General features: G+C 34.4%; 26 protein-coding genes and 1 pseudogene. 12 read left to right on the top strand and 15 right to left on the bottom strand.

Translation table 11 applies throughout. From position 1 onward, the window contains the following. The 7 genes from hisD to hisIE are packed head-to-tail and all read left to right on the top strand — an operon-like array spanning position 1 to position 6167. Positions 1 to 1299 (top strand): histidinol dehydrogenase, encoded by a 1299-nt coding sequence (gene hisD / locus Q0K76_RS04830; protein ID WP_294612254.1) that lies wholly within the window; start codon positions 1 to 3, stop codon positions 1297 to 1299. Between the two features lie 12 nt (positions 1300 to 1311). Beyond that, positions 1312 to 2370 carry a histidinol-phosphate transaminase gene (gene hisC / locus Q0K76_RS04825; RefSeq protein ID WP_294612252.1) on the top strand — a complete coding sequence of 353 codons (1059 nt, stop codon included), beginning with the start codon at positions 1312 to 1314 and terminating at the stop codon, positions 2368 to 2370. An 8-nt stretch (positions 2371 to 2378) separates the two neighbouring features. After that, entirely contained in the window at positions 2379 to 3446 is a 1068-nt protein-coding gene (gene hisB, locus Q0K76_RS04820; protein ID WP_294612249.1) for a bifunctional histidinol-phosphatase/imidazoleglycerol-phosphate dehydratase HisB, read from the top strand. Next, a complete protein-coding gene (gene hisH, locus Q0K76_RS04815) occupies positions 3447 to 4034 on the top strand; it encodes an imidazole glycerol phosphate synthase subunit HisH (RefSeq protein ID WP_294612246.1) in 588 nt (195 codons plus the stop codon). Positions 4035 to 4051: 17 nt separating this feature from the next. Next, positions 4052 to 4789, top strand: coding sequence for a 1-(5-phosphoribosyl)-5-[(5-phosphoribosylamino)methylideneamino]imidazole-4-carboxamide isomerase (gene hisA, locus Q0K76_RS04810; RefSeq protein ID WP_363322400.1), 738 nt, complete (start codon positions 4052 to 4054; stop codon positions 4787 to 4789). After that, entirely contained in the window at positions 4771 to 5547 is a 777-nt protein-coding gene (gene hisF / locus Q0K76_RS04805; protein ID WP_294612240.1) for an imidazole glycerol phosphate synthase subunit HisF, read from the top strand. The genes hisA and hisF overlap by 19 nt, the downstream gene beginning before the upstream one ends. After that, positions 5541 to 6167: a bifunctional phosphoribosyl-AMP cyclohydrolase/phosphoribosyl-ATP diphosphatase HisIE gene (gene hisIE, locus Q0K76_RS04800; protein WP_294612237.1), complete on the top strand. Its 627-nt coding sequence runs from the start codon at positions 5541 to 5543 to the stop codon at positions 6165 to 6167. The genes hisF and hisIE overlap by 7 nt, the downstream gene beginning before the upstream one ends. 177 nt (positions 6168 to 6344) lie before the next feature. On the opposite strand, the gene Q0K76_RS04795 is transcribed toward hisIE, so the two are convergent. The 5 genes from Q0K76_RS04795 to Q0K76_RS04775 all read right to left on the bottom strand — a co-directional run bounded on the left by Q0K76_RS04795 (position 6345) and on the right by Q0K76_RS04775 (position 10009). Continuing rightward, positions 6345 to 7199 (bottom strand): tagatose bisphosphate family class II aldolase, encoded by an 855-nt coding sequence (locus Q0K76_RS04795; RefSeq protein ID WP_294612234.1) that lies wholly within the window; start codon positions 7197 to 7199, stop codon positions 6345 to 6347. Positions 7200 to 7212: 13 nt separating this feature from the next. Further along, positions 7213 to 8151, bottom strand: coding sequence for a hexose kinase (locus Q0K76_RS04790; RefSeq protein ID WP_294612231.1), 939 nt, complete (start codon positions 8149 to 8151; stop codon positions 7213 to 7215). Positions 8152 to 8222: 71 nt separating this feature from the next. Continuing rightward, positions 8223 to 8744 (bottom strand): galactose-6-phosphate isomerase subunit LacB, encoded by a 522-nt coding sequence (lacB, locus tag Q0K76_RS04785; protein ID WP_294612228.1) that lies wholly within the window; start codon positions 8742 to 8744, stop codon positions 8223 to 8225. A gap of 37 nt (positions 8745 to 8781) precedes the next feature. Then, entirely contained in the window at positions 8782 to 9210 is a 429-nt protein-coding gene (gene lacA / locus Q0K76_RS04780; protein ID WP_294612225.1) for a galactose-6-phosphate isomerase subunit LacA, read from the bottom strand. Between the two features lie 19 nt (positions 9211 to 9229). Next, entirely contained in the window at positions 9230 to 10009 is a 780-nt protein-coding gene (locus Q0K76_RS04775; RefSeq protein WP_294612222.1) for a DeoR/GlpR family DNA-binding transcription regulator, read from the bottom strand. Between the two features lie 328 nt (positions 10010 to 10337). Here Q0K76_RS04775 and Q0K76_RS04770 point away from each other — a divergent pair, with 328 nt between their 5' ends. The 3 genes from Q0K76_RS04770 to Q0K76_RS04760 are packed head-to-tail and all read left to right on the top strand — an operon-like array spanning position 10338 to position 12578. Next, positions 10338 to 10820: a PTS sugar transporter subunit IIA gene (locus Q0K76_RS04770; RefSeq protein ID WP_294612220.1), complete on the top strand. Its 483-nt coding sequence runs from the start codon at positions 10338 to 10340 to the stop codon at positions 10818 to 10820. A gap of 34 nt (positions 10821 to 10854) precedes the next feature. Continuing rightward, a complete protein-coding gene (locus Q0K76_RS04765; RefSeq protein ID WP_294612216.1) occupies positions 10855 to 11163 on the top strand; it encodes a hypothetical protein in 309 nt (102 codons plus the stop codon). A gap of 14 nt (positions 11164 to 11177) precedes the next feature. After that, a complete protein-coding gene (locus Q0K76_RS04760; protein ID WP_294612213.1) occupies positions 11178 to 12578 on the top strand; it encodes a PTS transporter subunit IIC in 1401 nt (466 codons plus the stop codon). A gap of 88 nt (positions 12579 to 12666) precedes the next feature. Here Q0K76_RS04760 and cysB read toward each other — a convergent pair whose 3' ends face one another. The 3 genes from cysB to matP all read right to left on the bottom strand — a co-directional run bounded on the left by cysB (position 12667) and on the right by matP (position 16898). Continuing rightward, positions 12667 to 13638 (bottom strand): HTH-type transcriptional regulator CysB, encoded by a 972-nt coding sequence (gene cysB / locus Q0K76_RS04755; protein WP_294612210.1) that lies wholly within the window; start codon positions 13636 to 13638, stop codon positions 12667 to 12669. Positions 13639 to 13803: 165 nt separating this feature from the next. Beyond that, complete coding sequence (topA, locus tag Q0K76_RS04750) at positions 13804 to 16404, bottom strand: type I DNA topoisomerase (RefSeq protein WP_294612207.1); 2601 nt, start codon at positions 16402 to 16404, stop codon at positions 13804 to 13806. Positions 16405 to 16433: 29 nt separating this feature from the next. Beyond that, positions 16434 to 16898: a macrodomain Ter protein MatP gene (gene matP / locus Q0K76_RS04745; RefSeq protein WP_294612205.1), complete on the bottom strand. Its 465-nt coding sequence runs from the start codon at positions 16896 to 16898 to the stop codon at positions 16434 to 16436. 149 nt (positions 16899 to 17047) lie between these two features. Here matP and Q0K76_RS04740 point away from each other — a divergent pair, with 149 nt between their 5' ends. Together Q0K76_RS04740 and Q0K76_RS04735 are read left to right on the top strand one after the other, a co-directional pair. Beyond that, positions 17048 to 18727: an amidohydrolase family protein gene (locus tag Q0K76_RS04740; RefSeq protein WP_294612202.1), complete on the top strand. Its 1680-nt coding sequence runs from the start codon at positions 17048 to 17050 to the stop codon at positions 18725 to 18727. Positions 18728 to 18865: 138 nt separating this feature from the next. Further along, positions 18866 to 19396, top strand: coding sequence for a hypothetical protein (locus Q0K76_RS04735; protein ID WP_294612200.1), 531 nt, complete (start codon positions 18866 to 18868; stop codon positions 19394 to 19396). Positions 19397 to 19608: 212 nt separating this feature from the next. Here the strand turns inward: Q0K76_RS04735 and Q0K76_RS04730 are convergent, their stop codons facing one another. The 7 genes and pseudogenes from Q0K76_RS04730 to Q0K76_RS04700 form a co-directional block, all read right to left on the bottom strand. Next, positions 19609 to 21189: an Imm52 family immunity protein gene (locus tag Q0K76_RS04730; protein ID WP_294612197.1), complete on the bottom strand. Its 1581-nt coding sequence runs from the start codon at positions 21187 to 21189 to the stop codon at positions 19609 to 19611. A gap of 268 nt (positions 21190 to 21457) precedes the next feature. Further along, positions 21458 to 23035, bottom strand: coding sequence for an Imm52 family immunity protein (locus tag Q0K76_RS04725; protein WP_294612194.1), 1578 nt, complete (start codon positions 23033 to 23035; stop codon positions 21458 to 21460). A 268-nt stretch (positions 23036 to 23303) separates the two neighbouring features. Next, a complete protein-coding gene (locus Q0K76_RS04720; protein ID WP_294612192.1) occupies positions 23304 to 24059 on the bottom strand; it encodes an Imm52 family immunity protein in 756 nt (251 codons plus the stop codon). Between the two features lie 15 nt (positions 24060 to 24074). After that, positions 24075 to 25166, bottom strand: a complete 1092-nt coding sequence (locus Q0K76_RS04715) for a Tox-REase-5 domain-containing protein (protein WP_294612189.1) — start codon at positions 25164 to 25166, stop codon at positions 24075 to 24077. A 9-nt stretch (positions 25167 to 25175) separates the two neighbouring features. Further along, positions 25176 to 25520 (bottom strand): hypothetical protein, encoded by a 345-nt coding sequence (locus Q0K76_RS04710; protein WP_294612186.1) that lies wholly within the window; start codon positions 25518 to 25520, stop codon positions 25176 to 25178. Continuing rightward, entirely contained in the window at positions 25520 to 26026 is a 507-nt protein-coding gene (locus Q0K76_RS04705; protein ID WP_294612183.1) for a DUF4123 domain-containing protein, read from the bottom strand. The genes Q0K76_RS04710 and Q0K76_RS04705 overlap by 1 nt, the downstream gene beginning before the upstream one ends. Then, positions 26026 to 26248, bottom strand: a pseudogene (locus Q0K76_RS04700) (hypothetical protein); the annotation flags it as partial. The pseudogene Q0K76_RS04700 and the gene Q0K76_RS04705, both read right to left, overlap by 1 nt.

The following is a 26248-nucleotide window of genomic DNA, read 5'->3' as shown; positions in this document are numbered from 1 at the left end:
ATGCAACTTTCTTATTGGCAACATTGTAATGATCAACAGCAAGCAAAATTATTAACTCGTCCGGCTGTGGCGGCATCAGATTCAATTAGTCAAGCGGTGTCAGATATTTTAGCCCAAGTAAAACAAAATGGTGATGAAGCCTTAAAAGCCTTTAGCAACAAATTTGATAAAGTACAAATCAAACAAATCAAACTTACCCAACAAGAAATTAAATTAGCCACAAGTCGTGTTGATGCTAAATTAAAACAAGCAATGCAATTAGCGGTTGCTAATATTGAAAAATTTCATCAAGCACAAGTTAAACAAACTATTACCGTGGAAACAATGCCCGGTATACAATGTCAGCTAGTGACCCGACCCATTGATTCTGTAGGTCTGTATATTCCTGGTGGTTCTGCCCCACTATTCTCAACGGTATTAATGCTAGCCACACCAGCAAAAATTGCTGGTTGTCGTAAAATCATTTTATGTTCACCCCCACCAATTGCTGACGAAATTCTATATGCCGCTGAACTTTGCGGGGTAACGAAAATTTATCAACTTGGTGGTGCTCAAGCTATAGCGGCGATGGCACTGGGCACTGAGTCAGTACCTAAAGTGGATAAGATTTTTGGTCCAGGTAATGCTTACGTTACTGAAGCTAAACGCCAAGTTAGTCAACGCCTTGATGGCGCGGCAATTGATATGCCGGCCGGCCCTTCTGAAGTGCTGGTGATTGCTGACAGTTCGGCTAATCCTGCATTTATAGCCGCTGATTTATTATCTCAGGCAGAACATGGACCAGATTCACAAGTTGTTTTACTCACGCCAGATGAAAAGATGGCTAAAGCCGTCGCTGTTGAGGTTGATAATCAATTAGCACAATTATCAAGACGAGATATTGCACAAAAAGCGCTACAACAAAGTCGCTTAATTGTCACTCAAGATTTAGAACAATGTATAAATATCAGCAATCGTTATGGACCAGAACATTTAATTATCCAAACTCGCAATGCAGATGAATTAGTCAATAAAATTAACAGTGCCGGTTCAATATTTTTAGGCGATTGGTCGCCAGAATCAGCGGGAGATTATGCTTCTGGCACCAATCATGTGTTGCCAACTTATGGATATACTGCCACCTATTCAAGTCTTGGACTGGCTGACTTCCAAAAACGCATGACGGTGCAAAAATTATCACCCGATGGATTAACAGCCATTGGCAATGCCGTTGAATTGATGGCGCAAGCAGAACAACTGACAGCACATAAGCAAGCTGTTGCACTTCGTTTAGCAGTTTTAAAAGCTAAACAAGCATAATTAGGGGGAAAAATGGATATTAATCAATTAGTCAGGAAAAATGTACAACAGTTAACACCCTACCAATCGGCTCGCCGTATTGGCGGTAATGGCGATGTATGGCTCAACGCCAATGAATACCCAATTGCACCACATTTTGAATTAACCCAGCAAACTTTAAATCGTTACCCCGAACCACAACCAGAACAAGTGCTTACTCGTTATGCGCAGTATGCTGGTGTTAAGTCAGAACAACTGATAGTCAGTCGTGGTGCTGATGAAGCAATTGAACTACTAATGCGGGCTTTTTGTGAACCACAGCAAGATAGTATTTTATATTGTCCGCCTACTTATGGCATGTACCAAGTTAGTGCCGAAACACTTGGTATCAAAACTAAAACTGTACCGACAAACGCTCAGTGGCAACTCGATCTTGAGGGAATTAAAAACAATCTCGATACAGTTAAATTAATTTATGTTTGTTCACCTAATAATCCAACTGGCAATTTAATTAACCCAGAAGATATTAAAACCTTACTGACTATGGCAAAAGATCAAGCATTGGTAGTAATTGATGAAGCCTATATTGAGTTTTCACCACAAGCTAGTGTGGTAACTTGGTTAGCAAATTACCCACATTTAGTTATTTTACGAACCTTATCTAAAGCCTTCGCTTTAGCGGGTTTGCGTTGTGGTTTTACCATTGCTAATAAACCGGTTATTGATGCCTTACAAAAAGTGATTGCACCATATCCATTAGCGGTACCTGTCGCTGATATTGCCGCGCAAGCATTAAGTAAAGAAGGCATTAACAATATGAAGTTGCATGTGCTAAATATGAATAATCAAAAACAGAAATTTGCTGCCGCACTTGCACAATTACCCATTGTTGAACAGGTTTATCCTAGCGCTTCTAATTATTTATGTGTTAAATTTCAAGATGGAAAAGACGTTTTTAACAGATTATGGAACCAGGGAATTATTTTGCGAGATCAAAGCAAATCAACCGGTATTAACAATATGACTCGTATAACCATTGGCACTCAAGCCGAGTGTGAAGCTGTAATTTCAGCACTAAGCGCGATTAACTAGGAGCGATAATGTTACAGAAATACTTATTTATTGATCGTGATGGTACTTTAATTACCGAACCACCTATCGATTTTCAGGTTGATCGCTTTGATAAACTTGCTTTTGAACCTAATGTGATTCCTGCACTACTAAAACTGCAAGCTTCTGGCTATAAATTAGTAATGGTCACCAATCAAGATGGTCTAGGTACAAATAGTTATCCGCAAGCAGATTTTGATGGTCCACATAATCTGATGATGCAAATATTTACATCACAGGGCGTTAACTTTGAACAGGTACTTATTTGCCCACACTTTCCGGATGATAATTGTGAATGCAGAAAACCTAAAATCAAATTAGTATTACCTTATTTAACCAGTGGTAAACTGGATAAAGATAATAGTTACGTTATTGGTGATAGAGCTACTGATATGCAACTAGCCGAAAATATGCAAATAAAAGGACTTCATTATGATCCTGAAAGTTTAAATTGGAACGAAATCGCCCAACGCTTAACAACAACTGATCGTTATGCTAAAGTTGAACGCAATACCAAAGAAACTAAAATACTAGTCGAAGTTTGGCTTGACCGCCAAGGTGGTAGCAAAATTAATACCGGAATTGGCTTTTTTGACCATATGTTAGATCAGATAGCTACTCATGGTGGCATAAAGCTCAATATCCAAGTTAAAGGCGACTTACATATCGACGATCATCACACTATCGAAGATACCGGACTCGCTTTAGGGGAAGCCTTGAAAAAAGCCCTTGGTGATAAACGTGGCATTACCCGTTATGCCTCAGTGATCCCAATGGATGAGTGTTTAGCCCAATGTGCAATGGATATTTCAGGTCGGCCTTACCTCAAATTTTCAGCACAGTTTACAACGCCTAAAGTGGGCGACATGAGCACGCAAATGGTTGAACATTTCTTCTATTCAATTAGTTATGCTATGGCAATAACACTGCATATTGCCACTGAAGGAGACAATGATCACCATAAAATCGAAAGCCTATTTAAAGCTTTTGCCCGAACCTTAAAGCAAGCGATTAAAATTGAAAGTAATCAGTTACCTAGCTCAAAAGGAGTACTGTAGATGAAGATAGTCATCCTCGACACTGGCTGTGCTAATTTGGCATCAGTCAAATATGCCGTGGAAAGGTTAGGCTACCGACCAATAATTAGCCTTGATCCTGATGTGGTACTGAATTGTGATAAATTATTTTTACCAGGTGTCGGTTCAGCCTCTGCGGCTATGCAACAACTAAAACAGCGCAACTTGATTGAACTGATTAAAGTGTGCACTCAACCTATTTTGGGAATTTGCCTCGGTATGCAACTACTAGCGGAGCATAGCGATGAAGGTAATGTCGATACCATAGGTATTATTCAGGAAAAAGTAAGTAAGATCCCTGATTGCGGTTTACCATTACCTCATATGGGATGGAACCGGGTTACGCCTAAAGCGGGACATCATCTTTTTAGAGATATTCCTGATGGTGCATATTTTTACTTTGTTCATGGATACGCATTACCACTATGCTCAGCAACTATCGCAGAAACCAGTTACGGCGAAAACTTTACCGCTGCCGTGCAAAAAGACAACTATTACGGCGTTCAGTTTCATCCCGAACGTTCTGGAACAAACGGTGCAAAATTATTGAAAAACTTTTTGGAGATATAATAATGGCGGTTTACCCAATTATTATCCCTGCGCTTGATTTAATTGACGGCACAGTAGTACGATTACATCAGGGTGATTATCAGCAACAACGTGATTATGGTAACGATCCGCTATTACGTTTACAAAATTATGCACAACAAGGTGCAAAACTATTACACCTTGTCGATTTAACCGGAGCCAAAGATCCTAAAGCACGGCAAATATCATTAATCAAATCACTTATCCATGGAGTGCACGTTCCGGTGCAAATCGGTGGTGGCATTCGCAGTGAAGATGATGTCAAAGCATTACTTGCTGCTGGCGCCGCGAGAGTTGTGATTGGATCCACTGCAATTAAACAACCACAATTAGTTAAACAATGGTTTACTAAATATGGCGCCGAAGCCTTAGTATTAGCACTTGATGTGCGCATTGATGCCAAAGGCAATAAGTTTGTTGCTATCCATGGTTGGCAGGAAGATTCCACACAGACATTAGAACAAGTTATCGACGATTATTTACCGTATGGTTTAAAACATGTGCTTTGTACCGACATATCCAAAGATGGCACACTATGTGGTGCAAACAACCAACTTTATCAAGAAATCAGTAAAAAATATCCACAAATTGCCTTTCAAGCTTCTGGAGGGATTGGTCATTTAGAGGATGTTAAAGCACTTGAAAATAGTGGTGTTGCTGGAGTCATAGTAGGAAGAGCATTACTTGAAGGTAAATTTACAGTTCAGGAGGCAATTTCATGTTGGCAAAAAGGATAATACCTTGTTTAGACGTTCGTAATGGACAAGTCGTTAAAGGCGTACAATTTCGTAATCACGAAATTATTGGTGATATTGTCCCTTTAGCCAAAAGATATGCCGAAGAAGGAGCGGATGAACTGGTATTTTATGATATTACTGCTTCATCTGATGGGCGAGTAGTGGATAAAAGTTGGGTGGCTAAAGTGGCTGAAGTGATAGATATTCCCTTTTGTGTTGCCGGAGGCATTAAAACAGTGGCTGACGCTGGTCAAATTCTATCATTTGGTGCAGATAAAATCTCCATCAACTCACCAGCATTGGCTAATCCAGATTTAATTAGCGAACTAGCTGCGTGTTATGGTGTGCAATGTATTGTAGTAGGTATTGACACTTGGTATGACCAAGAAACGAATAATTATCAAGTCTACCAATTTACAGGAGATGAAAAACGCACAGTTGCAACAAAATGGAATACGCTCGATTGGGTACAAGAAGTACAACAACGGGGCGCTGGTGAAATTGTCCTTAATATGATGAATCAAGATGGTGTGCGTAATGGTTATGATATCAAGCAATTACAAGCAGTACGTAATGTATGTCAGGTACCATTAATTGCCTCTGGTGGCGCTGGGCGTATGGAGCATTTTTTATCAGCATTCAATGAAGCAGACGTTGACGGAGCATTAGCCGCTTCTGTCTTTCATAAACAAATTATCAATATTGGTGAACTTAAACAATATTTAGCTCAACATGGAGTAGATATTCGATTATGCTAAATTCAAATTCAGTCACAACACTAAACCTATCACAACTTGATTGGCAAAAAGTGAATAATTTAATGCCAGTTATTATTCAGCATTATGTTTCTGGTGATGTTTTAATGCTGGGTTATATGAACCAAGATGCCTTAACCCAAACATTAGATAGTGGGAAAGTCACTTTTTATTCACGCACCAAACAACGACTTTGGACCAAAGGCGAGACTTCCGGTAACTTTTTAAATGTTATTGATATTGGTGCAGATTGTGATAATGATACACTACTAATTTTGGTCGATCCTACTGGCCCAACTTGTCACACCGGTTCAAATAGCTGTTTTACCTCAACTAAAAGCGAATGGGGATTCTTATTTGAATTAGAACAATTACTTGCTTCACGTAAAAGTGCTGATCCAAAATCCTCTTATACGGCTAAACTATACCATGATGGCACCAAACGAATTGCCCAAAAAGTCGGTGAAGAAGGCGTTGAAACCGCATTAGCAGCTACAGTTCATGATCAAGAAGAGCTAAAAAATGAGTCAGCCGACTTAATTTACCATTTATTGGTATTACTGCAAGATCAAAATTTGTCATTGCAAGATGTGATTGGTATTTTAAAAGCCAGACATAAATAATCATCAAGAAGAAAGTGCGATTGATTTCGCACTTTTATAATCAAGCTTGATTAACTATTTTTAAATTAATATTGTATTGACTATCAAGACTAATTTATTATTTATCACTTTATATTTCTCATATTAATGTATTTATAATTAGCTGATAAATGTTATTAACCTAATAGATTGTATTGATTACAATTTTCCTGCACTACCACATATACGAATTTTGTCTTGTACAATTTTTTTCATTGCCGCTTTAGCGGGTTCCATATATTTTCTTGGATCATTTGCATCTGGATGTGTAGAAAAATAGTCTTTCATTGCATCAGAAAAGGCTATTTTTAACTCGGTTGCGACATTTACTTTACAAATACCCAATTCAATAGCTTTACGTACCATCGCTTCAGGGATACCCGATGCACCATGTAACACTAATGGTATCTCAACTTTATTATTAATTTTTGCTAAACGTTCAAAATCAAGTTTAGGCTCTCCTTTGTACATACCATGTGCTGATCCAATTGCCACAGCTAATGAATCAATATTAGTGCGCTCTACATACTCTTTTGCTGCATCAGGATCGGTAAAGGAACTATCTTTGTCATTGACAATAAGATCGTCTTCTTGCCCACCTAGACGCCCTAATTCAGCTTCCACACTGGCATTATATTGATGACTATAATCAACTACGTTTTTAACAATTTGAATATTTTCTTCAAAACGATGGTGAGAGGCATCTATCATAACTGAGCGTATACCTGCTTTTACTTTTGTCTCAATATCTTTTGGATCTTCATGGTGATCCAAATGCATAGCAAATGGAAAACGATATTCCAATGCTGCCGTTTTACAAATTTCAACTAAATAACTTGTTCCAGCATATGAATATGTTCCTGGCGTACCAGCAACAATCAATGGCGATTGCATTTCAGCAGCAGTTTGAACAACTACTTGAATGGTTTCTAGATTATGAATATTAAATGCAGGAACTGCATATCGTTCTTTTTGAGCTTTTTTAAGCATTTCTTGTGTCGAGATTAAATACATTTTTGCGATCCTTTTAATTGATTTTTTCCACAATAACTTGTTGAAAATATTCCTCATAATTTTTCATATTAATAAAGCCAGTTGTCGCTTCCATTGCATTCAACATTCCCATTGTCATTGCTCTTTTCATCATTGTTTCAACATCTTCATTTTGCAATATACTAATAGCAAGTCCACCTAATGTAACATCTCCTGAACCTACCGGATTAACCACTGCTATACTAGGAATTGAGACCTGATAAAAATCATCATGATACTTTACAAAACAGCCATCTTTACCTAATGAAACAACAACAATTGGTACATCCTTACAAATAGAATTATTAATTGCATGTTTTAAACAATTGATATCATTTGCGGGTATTTTTTGATTAATTAATTGTGATAATTCCTCTTTATTTGGTTTAATTAAAAACGGTTTGTTGGTTGATTTAAGGCATGTGAGTAGTGCATTGCCCGAGGTGTCTAATAAAACAGGGATTTGACATTTTGTTGCAAATTCAACCATTTTTGCATAATAACCAATATCAAAACCTCTGGGTAAAGAACCTGAAATTGTAATAACTTTACATTGCTTAATAAGAGTTTGATAGTTATGCCAAAAGCCTTCTTCTTCTTTAGCAGTTAATTCCGGACCAGCTTCTAAAATCTCTGTTTGATTACCTTCATGTAAAATGGCGATACAATTTCTTGACTCATATTGAGTGGTATAAAAATCATAGCGAATGTTGTCTGAATCTAGCTGTTTTGTGATGTATTGACCTGTTGAGCCACCTATTATGCCCGTAGCCAAAACTGGATAGCCAGCAAGGTGGATACCTCGTGTGACATTTAGTCCTTTTCCTCCAGCTGTTTTTCTTACATCTACAACACGATTAACATTATCAATTAACAATTTTGGTAAAGGATATGAAATATCGACTGATGGATTCATCGTGACGGTTAATATCATTTATCCCCCTTTTGTTTAATATTTAACTTATTATTTTATATAATAAATTACAAACATTGAAAAGACATTTATCAATCATGATAATAGTTTTCATCCCATTTTTTAAGTTCTTCATCAAAAAAGTGCATATTGCCGGTTTGATTCGATAAATCACTAGGACTAATACTGTCAATTTTATTGATAAGACTTCGGTTTTCAGGGGTAGGTTTATAAGGTGTGTTTATAAATGCATCAATAATATCATAGATCAAATTATCCCCCACAATTTTGCCACCAAATCCAATAATATTAGCATTTAGTTCTTGCTTGGCATAAATAGTACTAGCTACATCTCTGACTAAAGCTGAGCGAGCACCTATATTTTTATTGGCCGCTGTAGTAATACCTACTCCGGTTCCACATAATGTTATACCCAAGTCAGCTTGTTTGGACACCACAGTTTCGGCTACTAATTTGCCATAAATTGGATAATGGGTACGCGTAAAATCATAAGTGCCGACATCGATAACTTCATAGCCTTTACTTTTTAAATAATCAGAAATTTTGATCTTAATGTCTGTAACAATGTGATCACAACCTAGTGCAATAATCATAATTTTCTCCTATTAATTATTGATTGTTCTCTAATAATTAAAGCATTTTATCTAACATATCGACACGAACTTGGTGGCGTCCACCAGCATAATGCGAATTGATATATGAGGTGACGATGCTAATAGCTAATGCTTCACCAACAATATCAACACCAATAGCAATAGCTCTTGCATCATTATGATTAAATGTCATTCTTGCTGAATATTCATCACTAACATTTGCTGTAATCATTCCTTTCAGTTTATTACTTGCCATATAAGATCCTACACCATATCGATCGAGCATAATACCACGGTCGGCTTGCTTACTTAATATAGCTTTAGCCACAGCTAAAGAAGAATCAACAAAATCATCAGCTGGTTCAGTGGTTACGTCAAGGACTTCATGCCCTTCCCCTATTACGATTTTTTTAATTAACTCTTTTAATTTGAAGCCGTCTTTATCTGCTCCAATTGCTATTTTCATAGTTCTTTCCTCTTCAATATTAATTAATATATTTTTTATACGTGTCACTGATCACTTGTGTATAATTTGAATAATGCCTTCTTATTTCATTCTCTAAGTTTGAATTAGTAATTAATCCATCGATATCACTCAAATTATAAAAACAGTAGAAATCACTTTTGTTTAATTTATGTAAATCAGCAACAATATATTTTTTTTCAGCACAATTTAATGCTAATTGTTGTGTTGAACCTTCTTCTGAATTTGAGTTACTAATACAGTCATTATTTATGCCATTTACGCCGATAAATGACTTCGAAAACCGCATCTTTTCTAGCACACTGTTGGTGATACTACCAACAAATGCACCTGTTTTTTTTCGATAATTGCCACCTAATAAAATTACATCATATTTATCCACACGATCTTGTAAGCTTTCAAAAACAGGCAAGCTATTGGTCACTATGCGGATAAAATTTTGATCAAAATATCGAGCAAACAATTCAATTGTTGTTCCAGTGCCAAGGAAAATGGTGTCGCCTTCTTCAACATAAGATGTTGCAATTTCAGCAACTTCCATTTTCTCCTTTTTAAAAACTGATTTTTTTTCGTCATGCGCTAACTCATTTTTCATGTTATAGGTTAGGCTTTGACAACCACCATGCATTCGGATGAGCTTGTTGCTATTTTCTAAATCAGCTAGATCCCGACGAATAGTCATATCAGAAACACCAAGCTGTTCAATTAGCTGATTAACTGTAACAATGCCACTTTGATTAACTAAATTTAATATCGTAACCAATCTTTCTTTTTTTAACACGTCATCACCTTTTTTATAGATTGTGGTACTTGCACATTAAATTGACGGTACTGAATTTAAATTACTATATTTTACTTGTCACTTGCTTTTAAGTTTATTTAATTATGTTTAATATAGTTTAAATTTGTTTTTTTACATAATAATAACAAAAATAAACAAACATTCAATGTGAAAACATAAAAGTGTGAGCAATATCTCAAATCAGAAAATAGTTATAAACACTTGTTGACTATTACTATTTTTAATAAATATAATCGGACAAAGAAAAACAAATTCAATCATAATTAAACATAAATGTGTATTATGAAATCTTACGAATGGTGATCATATGAACAATCTCTTTTCACAAAAATATATTTTTATTTCAGATAAAAAAAATCAGAAAGACGTATTTGAAGAGGTTTATAACATTTTACTCAAAGACAATTTAGTGAAAGAACAATTTTTAAAAGAACTATTAGAACGTGAAAAGAATTACCCTACCGGTATTGATCTATCGCCAATTAATAGTCAATTACTCAATATTGCCATTCCACATACTGAAAGTGAATTTGTTAATCAAACATTGATTGTTCCAATCAAATTAGAACATCCTATCGAATTTAAAAACATGATGAGTACTGATAACACATTAAAAGTTAACTTTATTTTTATGATTTTAAATAATTTAAAAGAAGAGCAAGCAAGTATTTTAGCCAGTATTATGGAATTTTTAAGTACCACTCCATTAGAAACTTTGCAATCTCTTTTTTCTGCAAAAACGACTCAACAAATTTATACTTTGTTAACGGCAAACTTTAAACCAATTTAATCAATGACTACAATGGATTATTAGGAGAAATGTTATGGTTATTAAAATATTAGCAGCTTGTGGCGCAGGAGTTAATTCAAGTCACCAAATTAAAGAGGCTTTAGAAAACAATCTTAAGGAAAAGGGGTTTGATATACATTGTGATGCAGTAATGGTTAAAGATATTACTGAAGATATGTTAGCCAAATATGATATTTTTGCACCAATAACAACAACCAATTTAGGTTTTGATATAACCATACCTGTTGTAGATTGTGGCGCAATTTTATACCGAATGCCAAGTTTGGCAGAACCAGTTTATGAACAAATGATTAAAGTAATTAGTTCATTAAATAAAAGTTAATGGAGGATCCTTTCATGGATATTATTGAATTAGCTAACACCATTTTTACCCCTTTAATTAATCTTGGTGCTCCACCTTTAATGTTGATTATTTTAACAATTGTATCATTATTAGTTGGAGTCAAATTTACCAAAGCCCTTGAAGGCGGTATAAAACTAGCCATCGCCTTAACCGGTATCGGGGCAATCATCGGTATATTAACAACGGCTTTTTCCGGAGCATTAACGCAATTTGTACAATCAACGGGTATTGAGTTGACTATCACCGATGTGGGTTGGGCGCCTCTGGCAACTATAACTTGGGGTTCGCCTTATACACTTTATTTTTTGATGGTAATGGTAATTGTAAATATTTTAATGCTTGCATTGAAGAAAACCAACACGCTAGATGTTGATATTTTTGATATTTGGCATTTATCGTTTGTAGGTTTAATGTGTATGTTTTGTGGCGCTAATTTAGTGACCGCAACGATACTTGTCATCTTTATCGGTGTATTGAAAATTATTAACTCTGATTTAATGAAACCTACATTTAATGATTTATTAAATGTCCCTGCCTCGAATCCAATGACCACCACTCATATGAATTATATGATGAACCCTGTCATCATGTTATTAAACAAAATTTTTGATAAATTGTTTTTCTGGTTAGATAAATATGACTTTGATGCCGCTAAACTAAACAAAAAAATCGGTTTTTGGGGAAGTAAATTTGCTATAGGTATTTATCTGGGAATTTTTGTCGGCTTATTGTCCAAACAAAACCCTAAAGAGATTTGTGCTTTAGCGTTTACCGCTGGTGTCTGTTTAGAATTATTTTCAATGATAGGTACTTGGTTTATTGCAGCAGTTGAACCGCTATCACAAGGTATTACTGATTTTGCAAATAAACGTCTAAAAGGCCGTACTTTAAACATTGGTTTGGATTGGCCATTCATCGCTGGACGAGCTGAGATGTGGGCGGCTGCCAATATTCTAGCGCCTATTATGTTAATTGAGGCTTTAGTTTTGCCTGGAAATGGACTTTTACCTTTGGGTGGTATTATTGCTATGGGTGCAACACCAGCATTATTAGTGGTGACTCGTGGCAAACTATTAAGAATGATTATTATTGGCGCAATTGAATTACCTATCTTTTTATGGGCGGGTACATTAATGGCTAGTTTTGTGACTTCTACCGCTAAATTAGTGGGTGCTTTCCCTGCCTCAATATCATCAAATGCATTAATTTCACAAACGACAATGGAAGGACCAATCGAAAAATTCTTGGCCTATTTAGTTGGACAAGCATCAACCGGTGCTGGACAAGCAATTTTATATGCGGCTCTTGCATTAGCGGCTTATCTATTAATCTTTATTTGGTATGCCTTTGAGATGAAAAAACGCAATAAAGAATATCAATCAAATAATAAGTAAATAAATAAAACGTCGCTGTCGCGACGTTTTTTTTGTAGTTAACTTATTTCATTATCATTATGTCGACTAACAACAAGAAACTTAAAGGTTATTTAATTGGTAATTTAACCCCATTAAATCTTGCTAAAACTTCAGTATTATTTTCACATGAAAGGAGTTGTTCAATAGTTTGTTGGTTTAAATGCTGTGAAAACTGACTGATAAAATCGAACATATAACGACGTAAAAATAACGAGCGAGCAAAGATAATATAAGTGGTACTATAAGGGAAAATGTGTCCAGCATTAAGCACAACTAAATCATCATCAGATGCAGTAGTTACGGCCATTTTGGCCACGATCCCCACACCTACTCCCAATTTTACATAAGTTTTAATCAGGTCGGCATCAGTAGTGCTAAAGACAATATTAGGCGATTGATTGGCTTTTATAAATGCTTGATTTAAATCCGAACCATCATTAGTAAAATCATAACTGACTAATGGATATTTCGATAATTCGTTAATCGAAATTAAATGGCTTTTTGCTAATGGATGATCCTTCATCACTATCACAGCTTGGTTCCAGTGATAACAAGGCAAAGCAATCATATCATCACTAAGTTGTGAAAGATCGGTAACAATAGCAAAATCAGCTTGCCCAGACTGAGCTTGTGAAATACATTGGCTTGAAGATCCTTGTTCCATATGCAAGGTAATACTGGGATACTGTTTCATAAACTGTTGTATGACTTTAGGTAAACTATAACGAGCTTGGGTATAAGTGGTCGTAATGGTTAAAGAACCTTGATTGGGTTGACTAAACTCTTTGGCAATAATTTTTATGTCTTGTGATTTATTTAGTACTTCCCTCGCTAAAGCAACAATTTTTTGCCCAACCGCCGTTACCTCAGATAGATGTTTGCCAGTACGTGTAAAAATCTGAACTCCAAGTTCATCTTCCAGTAATTTAATTTGCTTGCTAATACCTGGCTGCGAAGTATAAAGTTTTTCGGATGTTAACGATACATTAAGATCATTATTAACCACTTCAACAATATAGCGTAGTTGCTGCAATTTCATGATAAAGGCTCCTTTAACCTTATACTATCCTCCTTTATTGGTGTTTAACTAAAAGAAGTCATAAGGTAATTCCTTTCATACTTTGGCACAAACCAGAATAGATTTTTTATACTAAAACGTATGCTTTTCCTGAAACATTTTTACAAATGCCTCAGGCATAATTAACTATTTTTTACTATTTACCCATTTACCATCAACATATTGCATCACCCAACCAGTCGATTTGCCATTTACTTCAGAGGTAACATATTGTTGCTTACTTTTGCGGCTAAAACGAACAATAGCTAAATTACCATCCGGATCTTTATTTGGTGCTTCAGTTAAGTATAAGAATTTTTCAGGTAAACGATCTTTAAAACGCTGTAATTCTTCGATCAACGGAGCTCTAGTTTCCCGTGATTTTGGGAAGTTATGCGCAGCTAAAAAAACACCCGATGCACCATCACGTAATACAAAATGTGCATCAGACTTAGTGCATTTAAGTTCCGGTAAATCTACTGGATCTTCTTTAGGTGGAGCAACTTCTCCATTTTTTAAGATTTTACGCGTATTTTTACAATCCGTATTAGTACAACCCATATATAAACCAAAACGCCCAGATTTTAAATGCATTTCTGAACCACACTTTTCACACTCAATAATCGGACCTTCATAACTTTTGATCTTGAAGTTACCTTTTTCAACAATAAAACCATCACAAATTGGGTTGTTACCACATATATGCAATTTACGTTCACTATCGAGTAAATAACTATCCATAGCTGTATGACATTTTGGACAACGTTTAAGTGCTCTTAATGCATCGGTTTCGGCCGTGTCGCCTTCTTCTAAAATATTTAATGTTTCGTGTTCAGGAATTAGGTTAATAGTCTGTTTGCAACGCAATTTAGGTGGTAGGGCATAACCTGAACAAGCCAAAAACACGCCAGTGCCAGCTGTTTTAATACCCATCTCCCGACCACAATTTGGACATTTAATTTCAGGTGTTAAAACTAATGGATTTAATTGCATTCCACCTTTATCAGGTTCTTGCTCGGCGATCTCAAGATGATCGCTAAAATCGCTAAAAAATTGGTCTAAAACCTCGCGCCATTCTTGTTTTTTATTGGCTATTTCATCAAGCGCTTGCTCCATACGGGCAGTGAAATCATAACTCATTAAGTCGTTGAAATTTTCACTTAATCTGTCTGTAACTATCTCGCCGATTTTTTCAGCATAAAATCGACGATTATCCAAACGAACATAACCGCGGTCTTGAATGGTAGAAATAATTGTTGCATAAGTCGACGGTCGACCTATTTCGCGTTTTTCAAGTTCTTTAACTAAGGATGCTTCATTATAACGTGCTGGTGGTTTAGTAAAATGTTGATTTGGATTCAAGTTTTGTAAATCTAATTTGTCATTAATTGCGACCTTAGGTAATATTTTATCTCCACTATTTTTACTAAGTTGTGGTTGTACTTTAGTCCAACCATCAAAACGTAAGGTACGACCTTTCGCTTTTAAAAGAAAATCACCTGATTTAACTGTTATAGTGGTTGAGTTATATTCAGCGGATGTCATTTGACAAGCCACAAATTGTCGCCAAATTAATTGATACAATTTACTTGCATCAGCTTCAACATCACTAAGGTTTTCAGCCAATACCATCACATCTGATGGTCGAATCGCTTCATGCGCTTCTTGAGAATTCTTTTTACTGCTGTATACATTAGGTGATTTAGGTAAATATTTATCACCAAAATTTTTAACAATATAATCGCGTACCATAGCTAAAGCATCTTGGCTTAAATTGGTTGAGTCAGTACGCATATAAGTGATATAACCTGCCTCATAAAGCCGTTGGGCTAACATCATGGTTTTTTTAACACCAAAACCGAGACGAGTACTAGCAGCTTGCTGTAAAGTGGATGTAATAAAAGGTGCTGTTGGGTTACTTTTAGTTGGTTTTTCTTCAATATTAGCAACTTGATATTGGTTCTTATTTAATTGAGTTAAAGCAATATCAATGGCAAGTTTATCTTTTGGCTCAAAGGCTTCGTCTTTATAGTGAGTAACTTGTAGGGTTAATAAATCATGGTTAGCGGTATTTAAGTCCGCATAAAGATCCCAATACTCCTCAGGAATAAATGCATGGATTTCGCGTTCACGTTCCACAACTAAGCGAACTGCAACCGATTGTACACGGCCCGCTGATAACCCTCGAGCAACCTTTTTCCATAATAACGGTGATAACATAAAACCCACAACGCGATCCATAAATCGGCGAGCTTGCTGGGCATTAACGCGATCCATGTCGAGCATGGATGGCTCATTAAATGCATTTTTAATAGCCGTTTTAGTAATTTCATTAAATACCACGCGGCGATATTTGCTATCTTCACCACCAATTACATCTTTAAGATGCCACGCTATAGCTTCCCCTTCTCTATCCAAGTCGGTCGCGAGGTAAATCAGGTCAGCATCTTTAGCCAATTTTTTAAGTTCTGAAACTACCCGTTCTTTGCCAGGTAAAATTTGGTAATGTGCTTGCCAACCATTATAAGGATCAACGCTCATACGATCGACTAAGATTTGCTTTTCAGATCGTTTTACTTTTTTTTCTGTTTTATCTTTGCTGGTTTTCTCGGTGCGTTGACTACTTCCACTTACAGGTAGATCGCGAATGTGACCAACACTTGATTTAACCACGAAATCTTTACCAAGATATTTATTAATTGTTTTTGCTTTGGCTGGTGATTCCACAATAACAAGGGATTTTCCCATAATTAAACCTATTTATCATGTTGTTTGTATTATTTACTATCATTGTTCACGTCAAGCAATGACTGTAAATCATCTTTAATTGTCGATACTTTTGTTGCATATTGCTCTTTCTGCTCTGCATCTTCAATTAGTTGCGTAATTGTTTCTGATAACGTTGAACATCTTCGTTTAGCTAAATTAGCGAGTCGTTGCCAAACTAAAAATTCTAAATCAATGGATTTTTTGCGTGTATTTTGTTGTTCCGCATTAAAATGTCGTTTCCGTTTAGCTCGTATTGTTTGCTTCATACGATTATCTAAATCGGGATTCAAATGTTCTTTTATCCAACCAACCACATCAGTTGGATTATGTTCCAATAACAATAATTCATTAACGGCATGTTGGGCAGCACTTTTCTCAATATAACGAGTAATAGGCTCACCTTCTAAATGCCTTTTTACTAGATAGTGCCACTTCCAACCACATTCAAGATTTTCAAGTTGTTGATATTTCATTTGATTACCATGTGACGCTGTAACTAAGATGGATTATTTGTAACATAATCATGTTACACAATAAAGAAAATTATTGCATTTGACAAATTTTTTATAAATCTGCTATCGTTTGATTTTAGTTTTGATCTTAATTTAAGGAATCACGAATAATGGCTAAAGCTGATGTTATTTATATAAATGGCTATATTTACACTGCTGACCAGCATGATACCATCTGCGAAGCGGTTGCAGTCCGAAATGGCTATATTATAGCCGTTGGTAGCACTCAAGAAATAAATAACAATAATTATGTTGATAATCACACAGTTATTCATGATCTGTATGGCAAAACAATGATGCCTGGAATTATAGATTCTCATCTTCATACTTTTTGGGGAGGAATGCAACTATCTTCGTGTAGTTTAAATTACCAAAGTTTAACCGTTGTTGATACTTTAACTATTATTCAGACATATTTAGACGAAGATATAAATAAAGATAGTAATAATTGGTTGCAAGTTCGTGGTTGGTTACGCCAAGAGGTTTTACCGCTTGGCACAGATATTACTCGATTTGATCTTGATAAGCTTAATACTGATCGTCCAGTCATTTTATTTTCTAATGATTGCCACACATTAGTCGCTAATTCTGTCGCATTAGTAAAATTTGGCCTTAATCAAAATACACCTGAACCTCCAGATGGAAAAATAGGTCGCACTATAGATGGTGAATTAAATGGTATTTTGGAAGATGCACCGGCTATGCGAGCTTTTGATAGTATTTCTAAACTTACAACCGAACAGGCCATTAGTGTTGCCAAATCAGCGCAGGTTGAATTAAATAAACAAGGGGTAACTGCTGTAATGGATGCTCGAATTACTCAAACCCAAGCTGATGCATTTTTAAGTCTTCAACAACAAGATCAATTGTCAATCCGTTTATTTGGTGCACATGAACTCCCTCCGGATGATATTTCAACAATCGATGCTATCCCTAATGTGATAAATAAAGTCAAACAATTTGCCAACCATTATAATGATAAAAATTGGCAACCCAAACCAGGTATTAAGATCTCACATACTAAATTATTTGTTGATGGTGTCATGCAAGCACCATTAATGACAGCTCGCTTACTACAACCGTATCATCTGCCAACAGAACAAGATCGTTACGGCGATCTTTACTATTCACCTGAAATGTTAGATGCGTTAATCCTTGAATCAGCAAAAGCGGGCTTTCATCCACATATGCATACCGTTGGTGAAGGTGCTATTGAGGTTGTTCTTGATGCCATTGAAAAAATGCGCCAAACATTACCGGATGCTGATATTCGCCCGAGCACCGCTCATAACGAACTGAGTGCCACACACCAGTTTGATCGTTATAAAAAATTGAATACCAGTGTTATCTTTTCATTCCAATGGGCTGGATGTAGCTCAGCAATGATTGAACAATACCATAGTTTATTTGGCTCAGAACGCTATAGCGGTCTTGAAGCACATGGTCAATATATTGATGCAGGTGTTACCTGTGCATTTGGTAGTGATTGGCCAATTGATCCATTAAATGAATGGTATGATTTCCAAGTTGCTATGACCAGACAAATTGATCGAGATTCGCCACGATTAAATAATGATCGCAATTTGACTGTCACTGAAGTATTACGTTGTGCAACAATTAATGCGGCATATGTGTTACAACAAGATAAGTTTATAGGATCAATTGAACCAGGTAAATTTGCCGATCTTATTATATTGGATCGTAACCCGTTTAATATTGCATCAACTGATATACATAAAATTAAAGTGCTAACTACTATCGTTGGTGGTAAAATCGTTTATAAACAATAAGTTATTTTGTAAATCACTAACCACAATATGGGTTTATATACGGTAATTTAATTACGAATTGGAGAATAGTTATGATAGCCAGAACATTGGAACGTCGACTGCTTTACCATATAGTTATGATATTAGGAGAGTTTATTAATGAAATTGTTTAACACTATCATATTACTTATTGCTAGCTTATTTAGTCTATCTGTTTCAGCCAATCAAGAAAAGGATAGTATTGATAACAATTTGAGTTATAAGGATTTTATATATAATAATTGGGATTCGATAAAAGAAATTGTTGCAGATAAAATTTTTGAAGATTGTCATCAATTTTGGAATGAATTAGAAGCAAAAAATTCTCAATTTATTCATTTTGAGCATTGTGAATATGATGCGGGTGATCAAGGAACTCCGCTAGTCATCAAGGGTTGGATAAATGGTGGTATTTACGCTTTATCGGCTGAAAAATGGTTATTGGATAAATATCACATTGCTCGTATAGAGCGATTAGTTGGTGGATGGGGAAGCGATTCACTTTTTGCTAATTTTAATAATGAAAAAGATGTATATTTAAGAATAATAATTAGTTCTACAGAACGCCCGGACGTAAGAGACCGCAAAGATTGGGATAAAATCAGCAAGTTTGAAATAACGTTCATCAAATATCCAGCAGACGCAGTGTAATATAACTAGTTAGGAATTTTTTTAAAATAACAGGCTATGCTAAATGATGTTTTCTATGCTTACTTTATTTAAGTGATGTTTGTGTGGCAACTTTGTTAATTAATAATACTAATCTTTGCAATAGTATTTTCCAAATAATTGAACAAGGAACATTATCGACAACTCATAGCGCGGTCGGTTTATTAATCCAACCGCTATTACGTTGACACGCATTATAAATCAGTTCTTACAGGTAATAAATCTGCTTCACGTAATCTCATATCCAGACGATTTATAGTTTTTACATCTTCAATATTATCACGATTCGGAAAATGATCGAGCGATACAATTACGGTACCAACTTGTTTATCGTCATGATTGATCGGGATAATTTTATAGGCTTCCGGGTAATCTTTGGCATTTAATGGAACGGGAATATACACAATCATCGATGTACCGATTCGGTTAGAGAACATGACTTCGTTTGGTTCAAAAGTAAACTTCAAATCAATTTCAATATAACTTTGATAGAAAACTTCCGCTAATTCGGTGACAAATTGAACAATACTATTATATTTTTCTGCATTTTGATATTTCTTAAAAAAGAAATCTATCTTCGATTTTATTGGTTTATTAAGAAACTTTGCTGCATCGTAAATTATTAAATTTCCTCCAGGATAGGGATCAATAACATCATCAGATGTAAACAATATCATTAGATCGCCCGTTTTTTCCATTCCTTTTAATTTCGATGTCAGTTTTTTAGCTACTAATTCAGTCAATCCTTCGTTATTGTAAACTAAAAGCTCCGGTTCAATTTTTACTGGATCACTAAAATAATACCAATTTACTTTAGGATTAACATATTTTTGATAGACTGCTAATGCCTTATCAAGTTGCTCACTTATTCCAACCACATTAAGTTGCAATACTTTTGGGAAATAGATTATTACATCAAATTGCATATAATCGATTTGATCACGATTACTCATAATATTTACCTTTTTTAGAGAAGCAACAGATATTAATTTTGTTTTATTGTCTTGATAGATAAACGTATAATTATTTACACCACCCTCAAAATGTTGGGTGATTTCTAATTTATTTTTTCCTGACCATTTGTATTCCACATTAACATTTTTATCGGCATAAGTTGCGGAAAAATTTTTACCTGCTTCAATGGTGTTTCTAAATATATAGTTTGGATAAAAACTCATGGCATTATAGACTTCCAAAATCGTCATATTTTCATAATAACAAATAGCAGCCCTCTCCATTTCACCTTGCTCTGTTTCGAGGCATTGTTCATTATTTTTTAAATCAGTTATTTTGTTTTCATCTTCATCGGATAATGGTTTATAGAAAACTAGCAGATTGTTATAAGGGATCATCAGTTGATTATTTTCTAGCTGAATAATAGCTTTGACATTAAACCCAATACAAGCATTAGATAAATTTGATTCATCAATGGTATAAAGTCGTTTAATCTCATTTAAAGACAAGTTATATTTCTTTAATTGTTGATTATAATCGCTATAAAAATTTATTTTACTTAATGCTGCATTGATCTTTGCTTTTGAAATTTCAACCCGGTTAACGTCACAGCCGGATATACTCATCTTTTGAGGGTCACCTTTAATTAAATCATTAAAAATATTTATTAATTTTTCCCTTTCATCTTTTAGTTCAGTTTGTTCGTTTAATCTATCTTGCATTAAGGTATAGTGATTATTTTTACTCGAATTAAGTTCCGATGCCTGTACAAAACATGATCCTAAAATTAATAATAAACTACTGAATAAAATACTTTTCATGGCCTAACTCCATTTCAATTTGTAACCTATTTCTTCAATATTCACTTATTACTTTTTATTATTAAATATTTGAAATTGGCATTTTCCATATTGTTTTTACTTTAGACATAATTAGTTGTTGCATTACTAATTATATTTTTATCTGAGTCATATTTCTCAATTAATTTATTTTAAGCATGGTGAATATGATGTGGGTGAACAAGGAACATTATCGACAACTCATAGCGCGGTCGGTTTATTAATCCAACCGCTATTACGTTGACACGCATTATAAATCAGTTCTTACAGGTAATAAATCTGCTTCACGTAATCTCATATCCAGACGATTTATAGTTTTTACATCTTCAATATTATCACGATTCGGAAAATGATCGAGCGATACAATTACGGTACCAACTTGTTTATCGTCATGATTGATCGGGATAATTTTATAGGCTTCCGGGTAATCTTTGGCATTTAATGGAACGGGAATATACACAATCATCGATGTACCGATTCGGTTAGGGAACATAGATTTACTTAGTTTAAAAGTATATCCCAAATTAATTTCAATATAACATTGATTGAAAACTTCCGCTAATCCGGTGATAAATTGAACAATACTATTATATGTTTGTGCATTTTTATATTTATTAAAAAAGAAATCTATCTTATATTTTATTGGTTCATTAAAAAACTTCATAGCAGAGTACATTACTAAATCCCCTTCAAGATAGGGATCAATAACATCATCTGTAAACGATATCAATAGATCGCCCGTTTTTTCCATTTTTTTTAATTCCGATGTCAGTTTTTTAGCTACTAATTCAGTCAATCCTTCGTTATTGTAAACTAAAAGCTCCGGTTTAATTATTTTTGAATTAGTAAAATAATACCAATTTACTTTAGGATTAACATATTTTTGATAGACTGCTAACGCCTTATCAAGTTGCTCACTTATTCCAACCACGTTAAGTTGCCATACTTTTGGGAAATAGATTATTACATCAAATTGCATAAAATCGATTTGATCACGATTACTCATAATATTTACCTTTTTTAGAGAAGCAACAGATATTAATTTTGTTTTATTGTCTTGATAGATAAACGTATAATTATTTACACCACCCTCAAAATGTTGGGTGATTTCTAATTTATTTTTTCCTGACCATTTGTATTCCACATTAACATTTTTATCGGCATAAGTTGCGGAAAAATTTTTACCTGCTTCAATGGTGTTTCTAAATATATAGTTTGGATAAAAACTCATGGCATTATAGACTTCCAAAATCGTCATATTTTCATAATAACAAATAGCAGCCCTCTCCATTTCACCTTGCTCTGTTTCGAGGCATTGTTCATTATTTTTTAAATCAGTTATTTTGTTTTCATCTTCATCGGATAATGGTTTATAGAAAACTAGCAGATTGTTATAAGGGATCATCAGTTGATTATTTTCTAGCTGAATAATAGCTTTGACATTAAACCCAATACAAGCATTAGATAAATTTGATTCATCAATGGTATAAAGTCGTTTAATCTCATTTAAAGACAAGTTATATTTCTTTAATTGTTGATTATAATCGCTATAAAAATTTATTTTACTTAATGCTGCATTGATCTTTGCTTTTGAAATTTCAACCCGGTTAACGTCACAGCCGGATATACTCATCTTTTGAGGGTCACCTTTAATTAAATCATTAAAAATATTTATTAATTTTTCCCTTTCATCTTTTAGTTCAGTTTGTTCGTTTAATCTATCTTGCATTAAGGTATAGTGATTATTTTTACTCGAATTAAGTTCCGATGCCTGTACAAAACATGATCCTAAAATTAATAATAAACTACTGAATAAAATACTTTTCATGGCCTAACTCCATTTCAATTTGTAACCTATTTCTTCAATATTCACTTATTACTTTTTATTATTAAATATTTGAAATTGGCATTTTCCATATTGTTTTTACTTTAGACATAATTAGTTGTTGCATTACTAATTATATTTTTATCTGAGTCATATTTCTCAATTAATTTATTTTAAGCATGGTGAATATGATGTGGGTGAACAAGGAACATTATCGACAACTCATAGCGCGGTCGGTTTATTAATCCAACCGCTATTACGTTGACACGCATTATAAATCAGTTCTTACAGGTAATAAATCTGCTTCACGTAATCTCATATCCAGACGATTTATAGTTTTTACATCTTCAATATTATCACGATTCGGAAAATGATCGAGCGATACAATTACGGTACCAACTTGTTTATCGTCATGATTGATCGGGATAATTTTATAGGCTTCCGGGTAATCTTTGGCATTTAATGGAACGGGAATATACACAATCATCGATGTACCGATTCGGTTAGGGAACATAGATTTACTTAGTTTAAAAGTATATCCCAAATTAATTTCAATATAACATTGATTGAAAACTTCCGCTAATCCGGTGATAAATTGAACAATACTATTATATGTTTGTGCATTTTTATATTTATTAAAAAAGAAATCTATCTTATATTTTATTGGTTCATTAAAAAACTTCATAGCAGAGTACATTACTAAATCCCCTTCAAGATAGGGATCAATAACATCATCTGTAAACGATATCAATAGATCGCCCGTTTTTTCCATTTTTTTTAATTCCGATGTCAGTTTTTTAGCTACTAATTCAGTCAATCCTTCGTTATTGTAAACTAAAAGCTCCGGTTTAATTATTTTTGAATCATTAAAATAATACCAATTTACTTTAGGATTAACGTATTTTTGATAGACTGCTAATGCTTTATCAAGTTGTTCACTTATTCCAACCACGTTAAGTTGCCATACTTTTGGGGGATGGATTATAACATCAAATTGCATAAAATCGATTTGACCACGTATACTCATAAGATTTACCTTTTTTTAGGGTAATGGAATTAAAATCGCAGTTATTGCCGGATAGCGGCCTAAATTAAGTATTTCCAAAAACGTATCATATAGCATAGGCGTCATAAAAACCCAACAACAACGCGCCGCTGGAGGGTGCATTAAGCATACCTTATTGTGTCGCTCAGCTTGTTTACATAAACTATCCATTTTTGATATCCCTATTTGCTTTAAAACAGGTTTTCCCATGCGTAAAGACTGTGAACGACTAAACATCAGTCTATCATAACTAGCTTTCATTTCTAACAATAGACAAAATTCACGAAGCCAACCATCAAACTCAACCTTATCTGTTGGTCCATCATATAACCATTCTTTTATTTCTACAGACATTATACCGGTTTTAGGGTTTTTGGTTCTATCCCAAGTAGATCCAGCTATTGTTGCTTGATAGTCAGCGGATAAATCACTCATATTTCGTCGAAATATATTAGGTTTGATATAAGGTGTAATAGAGCAATTACAGTGTTTGGTTTTTTCAAGCTGTTCCTCTTTAATCTTCACCATTTTTTCGGCAACTTCAATCTTAATTTTATCTTTTTCAGTATCAGTTAAAGTTCTTAAACTACCATATTTTAATGTTTCAATATCTTGTCGTAAATCTGCAATTTCTTGATTGATTTCGGCAATAACTCCTGATAATTCTCTAGGTGTATATTTGGCACCACGTGGGGGGAGACCCTTTTCTAATCTTTCAAGTTCTTCTTCATAATAAGCTATTTCATATGTTAATTTTTCGACCTCTTTTTCTAACTTAGCTATTGCCTGCGGTGTATCTGGCTCTATGTCATCTTCTGTTTTATCGATTATATTGGAAGTACACGACGTAAATTCAGTACTTACTTTTTGAATCTCTTTAATGATTAATGAAAAAACTAAAGAATTTTGATATTTGGGATAGATATTTGGTTGCGTAACAGAAGGTGATTTTGTGTAAGTGTCCCAAACAGGAACGGTGCTAGTTTCATAACCTGGCGGATAAATTGATGATTCCTTGCTTGTTTGATTGCCAATTATAGAGGCAGCCATTATAACTAATAATTCTTCCAGAAAGTATAATATCGGCATTGTTATTCCTTATAGTAAACCTTTTTGCTTTTTTTCAGCAATAATCAGCAAATCCTGGTATTGTTCTTCAGGGTTGTGATTTTCTTTTTCGACCCAACTTTTGATTATTGGATTATCTTTATAACCAGGCGTCACTGCTTCACCATATAAATAAGCTTCAATAAGATTTTTTTTGGTAAAACCCAGTCCTATAAGGTAATGATAAGTCTCTTTTAGACGGTTAAATAAATCTTTAATATCTTCATTTGGTAAGGTTAAACGCTCATCATCTTTTATTTTATGAATGACTTGCCAAATATAGTCATCTTCTTCTTGTTGCAAAATAGCATCAATTTGCTCATTACAAAATTCCATTATAATTTACCTCCTATTAGTGAGTAGTAATGATTATTATGATAATAAATCCATTCATCGATATTTAACGTAAATAATTTAAATTGATCCGGATTTAAAACGTGTAGCAATTTGTTTAACACACGTGGATCGTAGTAACGCAATAATGCATTACGTTTATCTGGTAATTGCAAATGTAGTTGATTTTCTAATTGATTGAATAAATGTTCAAATCGCAGCGTTGAAATTAACCATGATACGGCTGGATAGGTTTGTTCAAGTTGAAATAGTGAATTTTGTATACTTTTATCCGTTTGTGTAATATTAATAATCCAAGGTCCTGCAAATGCAACTTCTTTATTACTTGGACGGATAAACAGTGGCAACATGTTTTTATCTTGAATGATCTCTTTTTGATATAAACGCTCATACTCTAGTCCATCTACAAGAGTGTAAAGAGCAAGTGTATGCCGCGATAGTGATTGTCGATGTAAAAGTGTTTGAAAAGCAATATGTTGGTTTAGCATTATTCTTCTCCTAGTATAACTAACATTTGTGCTTTTTCTGCAGCTCGGAGCAAGCATGGTAAACAAATTCTTTCGTTAATTTCCGATATGATATTTGGCAATTTTAGCGGAGCTATTGCTCTTGTATTTGGCCCCATCTTTTGCATAGCATTACACTTCAAATAAACATTCCCTGATGTTCCAAGCTCTATCCCTTGACTACTGATTTTGATATAAGAGCCG

The organism is uncultured Gilliamella sp., from assembly GCA_945271295.1.
In the GTDB taxonomy this organism is placed as follows: Bacteria; Pseudomonadota; Gammaproteobacteria; order Enterobacterales; family Orbaceae; genus Gilliamella.
This window is presented reverse-complemented; position numbering and strand designations above follow the sequence as displayed.

Bases quoted from the DNA above. Each gene is read 5' to 3' on its own strand.
- hisD (WP_294612254.1), top strand. From the start codon at position 1: ATGCAACTTTCTTATTGGCAACATTGTAATGATCAACAGCAAGCAAAA.
- hisC (WP_294612252.1), top strand. From the start codon at position 1,312: ATGGATATTAATCAATTAGTCAGGAAAAATGTACAACAGTTAACACCC.
- hisB (WP_294612249.1), top strand. From the start codon at position 2,379: ATGTTACAGAAATACTTATTTATTGATCGTGATGGTACTTTAATTACC.
- hisH (WP_294612246.1), top strand. From the start codon at position 3,447: ATGAAGATAGTCATCCTCGACACTGGCTGTGCTAATTTGGCATCAGTC.
- hisF (WP_294612240.1), top strand. From the start codon at position 4,771: ATGTTGGCAAAAAGGATAATACCTTGTTTAGACGTTCGTAATGGACAA.
- hisIE (WP_294612237.1), top strand. From the start codon at position 5,541: ATGCTAAATTCAAATTCAGTCACAACACTAAACCTATCACAACTTGAT.
- Q0K76_RS04795 (WP_294612234.1), bottom strand. From the start codon at position 7,199: ATGTATTTAATCTCGACACAAGAAATGCTTAAAAAAGCTCAAAAAGAA.
- Q0K76_RS04790 (WP_294612231.1), bottom strand. From the start codon at position 8,151: ATGATATTAACCGTCACGATGAATCCATCAGTCGATATTTCATATCCT.
- lacB (WP_294612228.1), bottom strand. From the start codon at position 8,744: ATGATTATTGCACTAGGTTGTGATCACATTGTTACAGACATTAAGATC.
- lacA (WP_294612225.1), bottom strand. From the start codon at position 9,210: ATGAAAATAGCAATTGGAGCAGATAAAGACGGCTTCAAATTAAAAGAG.
- Q0K76_RS04770 (WP_294612220.1), top strand. From the start codon at position 10,338: ATGAACAATCTCTTTTCACAAAAATATATTTTTATTTCAGATAAAAAA.
- Q0K76_RS04765 (WP_294612216.1), top strand. From the start codon at position 10,855: ATGGTTATTAAAATATTAGCAGCTTGTGGCGCAGGAGTTAATTCAAGT.
- Q0K76_RS04760 (WP_294612213.1), top strand. From the start codon at position 11,178: ATGGATATTATTGAATTAGCTAACACCATTTTTACCCCTTTAATTAAT.
- cysB (WP_294612210.1), bottom strand. From the start codon at position 13,638: ATGAAATTGCAGCAACTACGCTATATTGTTGAAGTGGTTAATAATGAT.
- topA (WP_294612207.1), bottom strand. From the start codon at position 16,404: ATGGGAAAATCCCTTGTTATTGTGGAATCACCAGCCAAAGCAAAAACA.
- matP (WP_294612205.1), bottom strand. From the start codon at position 16,898: ATGAAATATCAACAACTTGAAAATCTTGAATGTGGTTGGAAGTGGCAC.
- Q0K76_RS04740 (WP_294612202.1), top strand. From the start codon at position 17,048: ATGGCTAAAGCTGATGTTATTTATATAAATGGCTATATTTACACTGCT.
- Q0K76_RS04735 (WP_294612200.1), top strand. From the start codon at position 18,866: ATGAAATTGTTTAACACTATCATATTACTTATTGCTAGCTTATTTAGT.
- Q0K76_RS04730 (WP_294612197.1), bottom strand. From the start codon at position 21,189: ATGAAAAGTATTTTATTCAGTAGTTTATTATTAATTTTAGGATCATGT.
- Q0K76_RS04725 (WP_294612194.1), bottom strand. From the start codon at position 23,035: ATGAAAAGTATTTTATTCAGTAGTTTATTATTAATTTTAGGATCATGT.
- Q0K76_RS04720 (WP_294612192.1), bottom strand. From the start codon at position 24,059: ATGAGTATACGTGGTCAAATCGATTTTATGCAATTTGATGTTATAATC.
- Q0K76_RS04715 (WP_294612189.1), bottom strand. From the start codon at position 25,166: ATGCCGATATTATACTTTCTGGAAGAATTATTAGTTATAATGGCTGCC.
- Q0K76_RS04710 (WP_294612186.1), bottom strand. From the start codon at position 25,520: ATGGAATTTTGTAATGAGCAAATTGATGCTATTTTGCAACAAGAAGAA.
- Q0K76_RS04705 (WP_294612183.1), bottom strand. From the start codon at position 26,026: ATGCTAAACCAACATATTGCTTTTCAAACACTTTTACATCGACAATCA.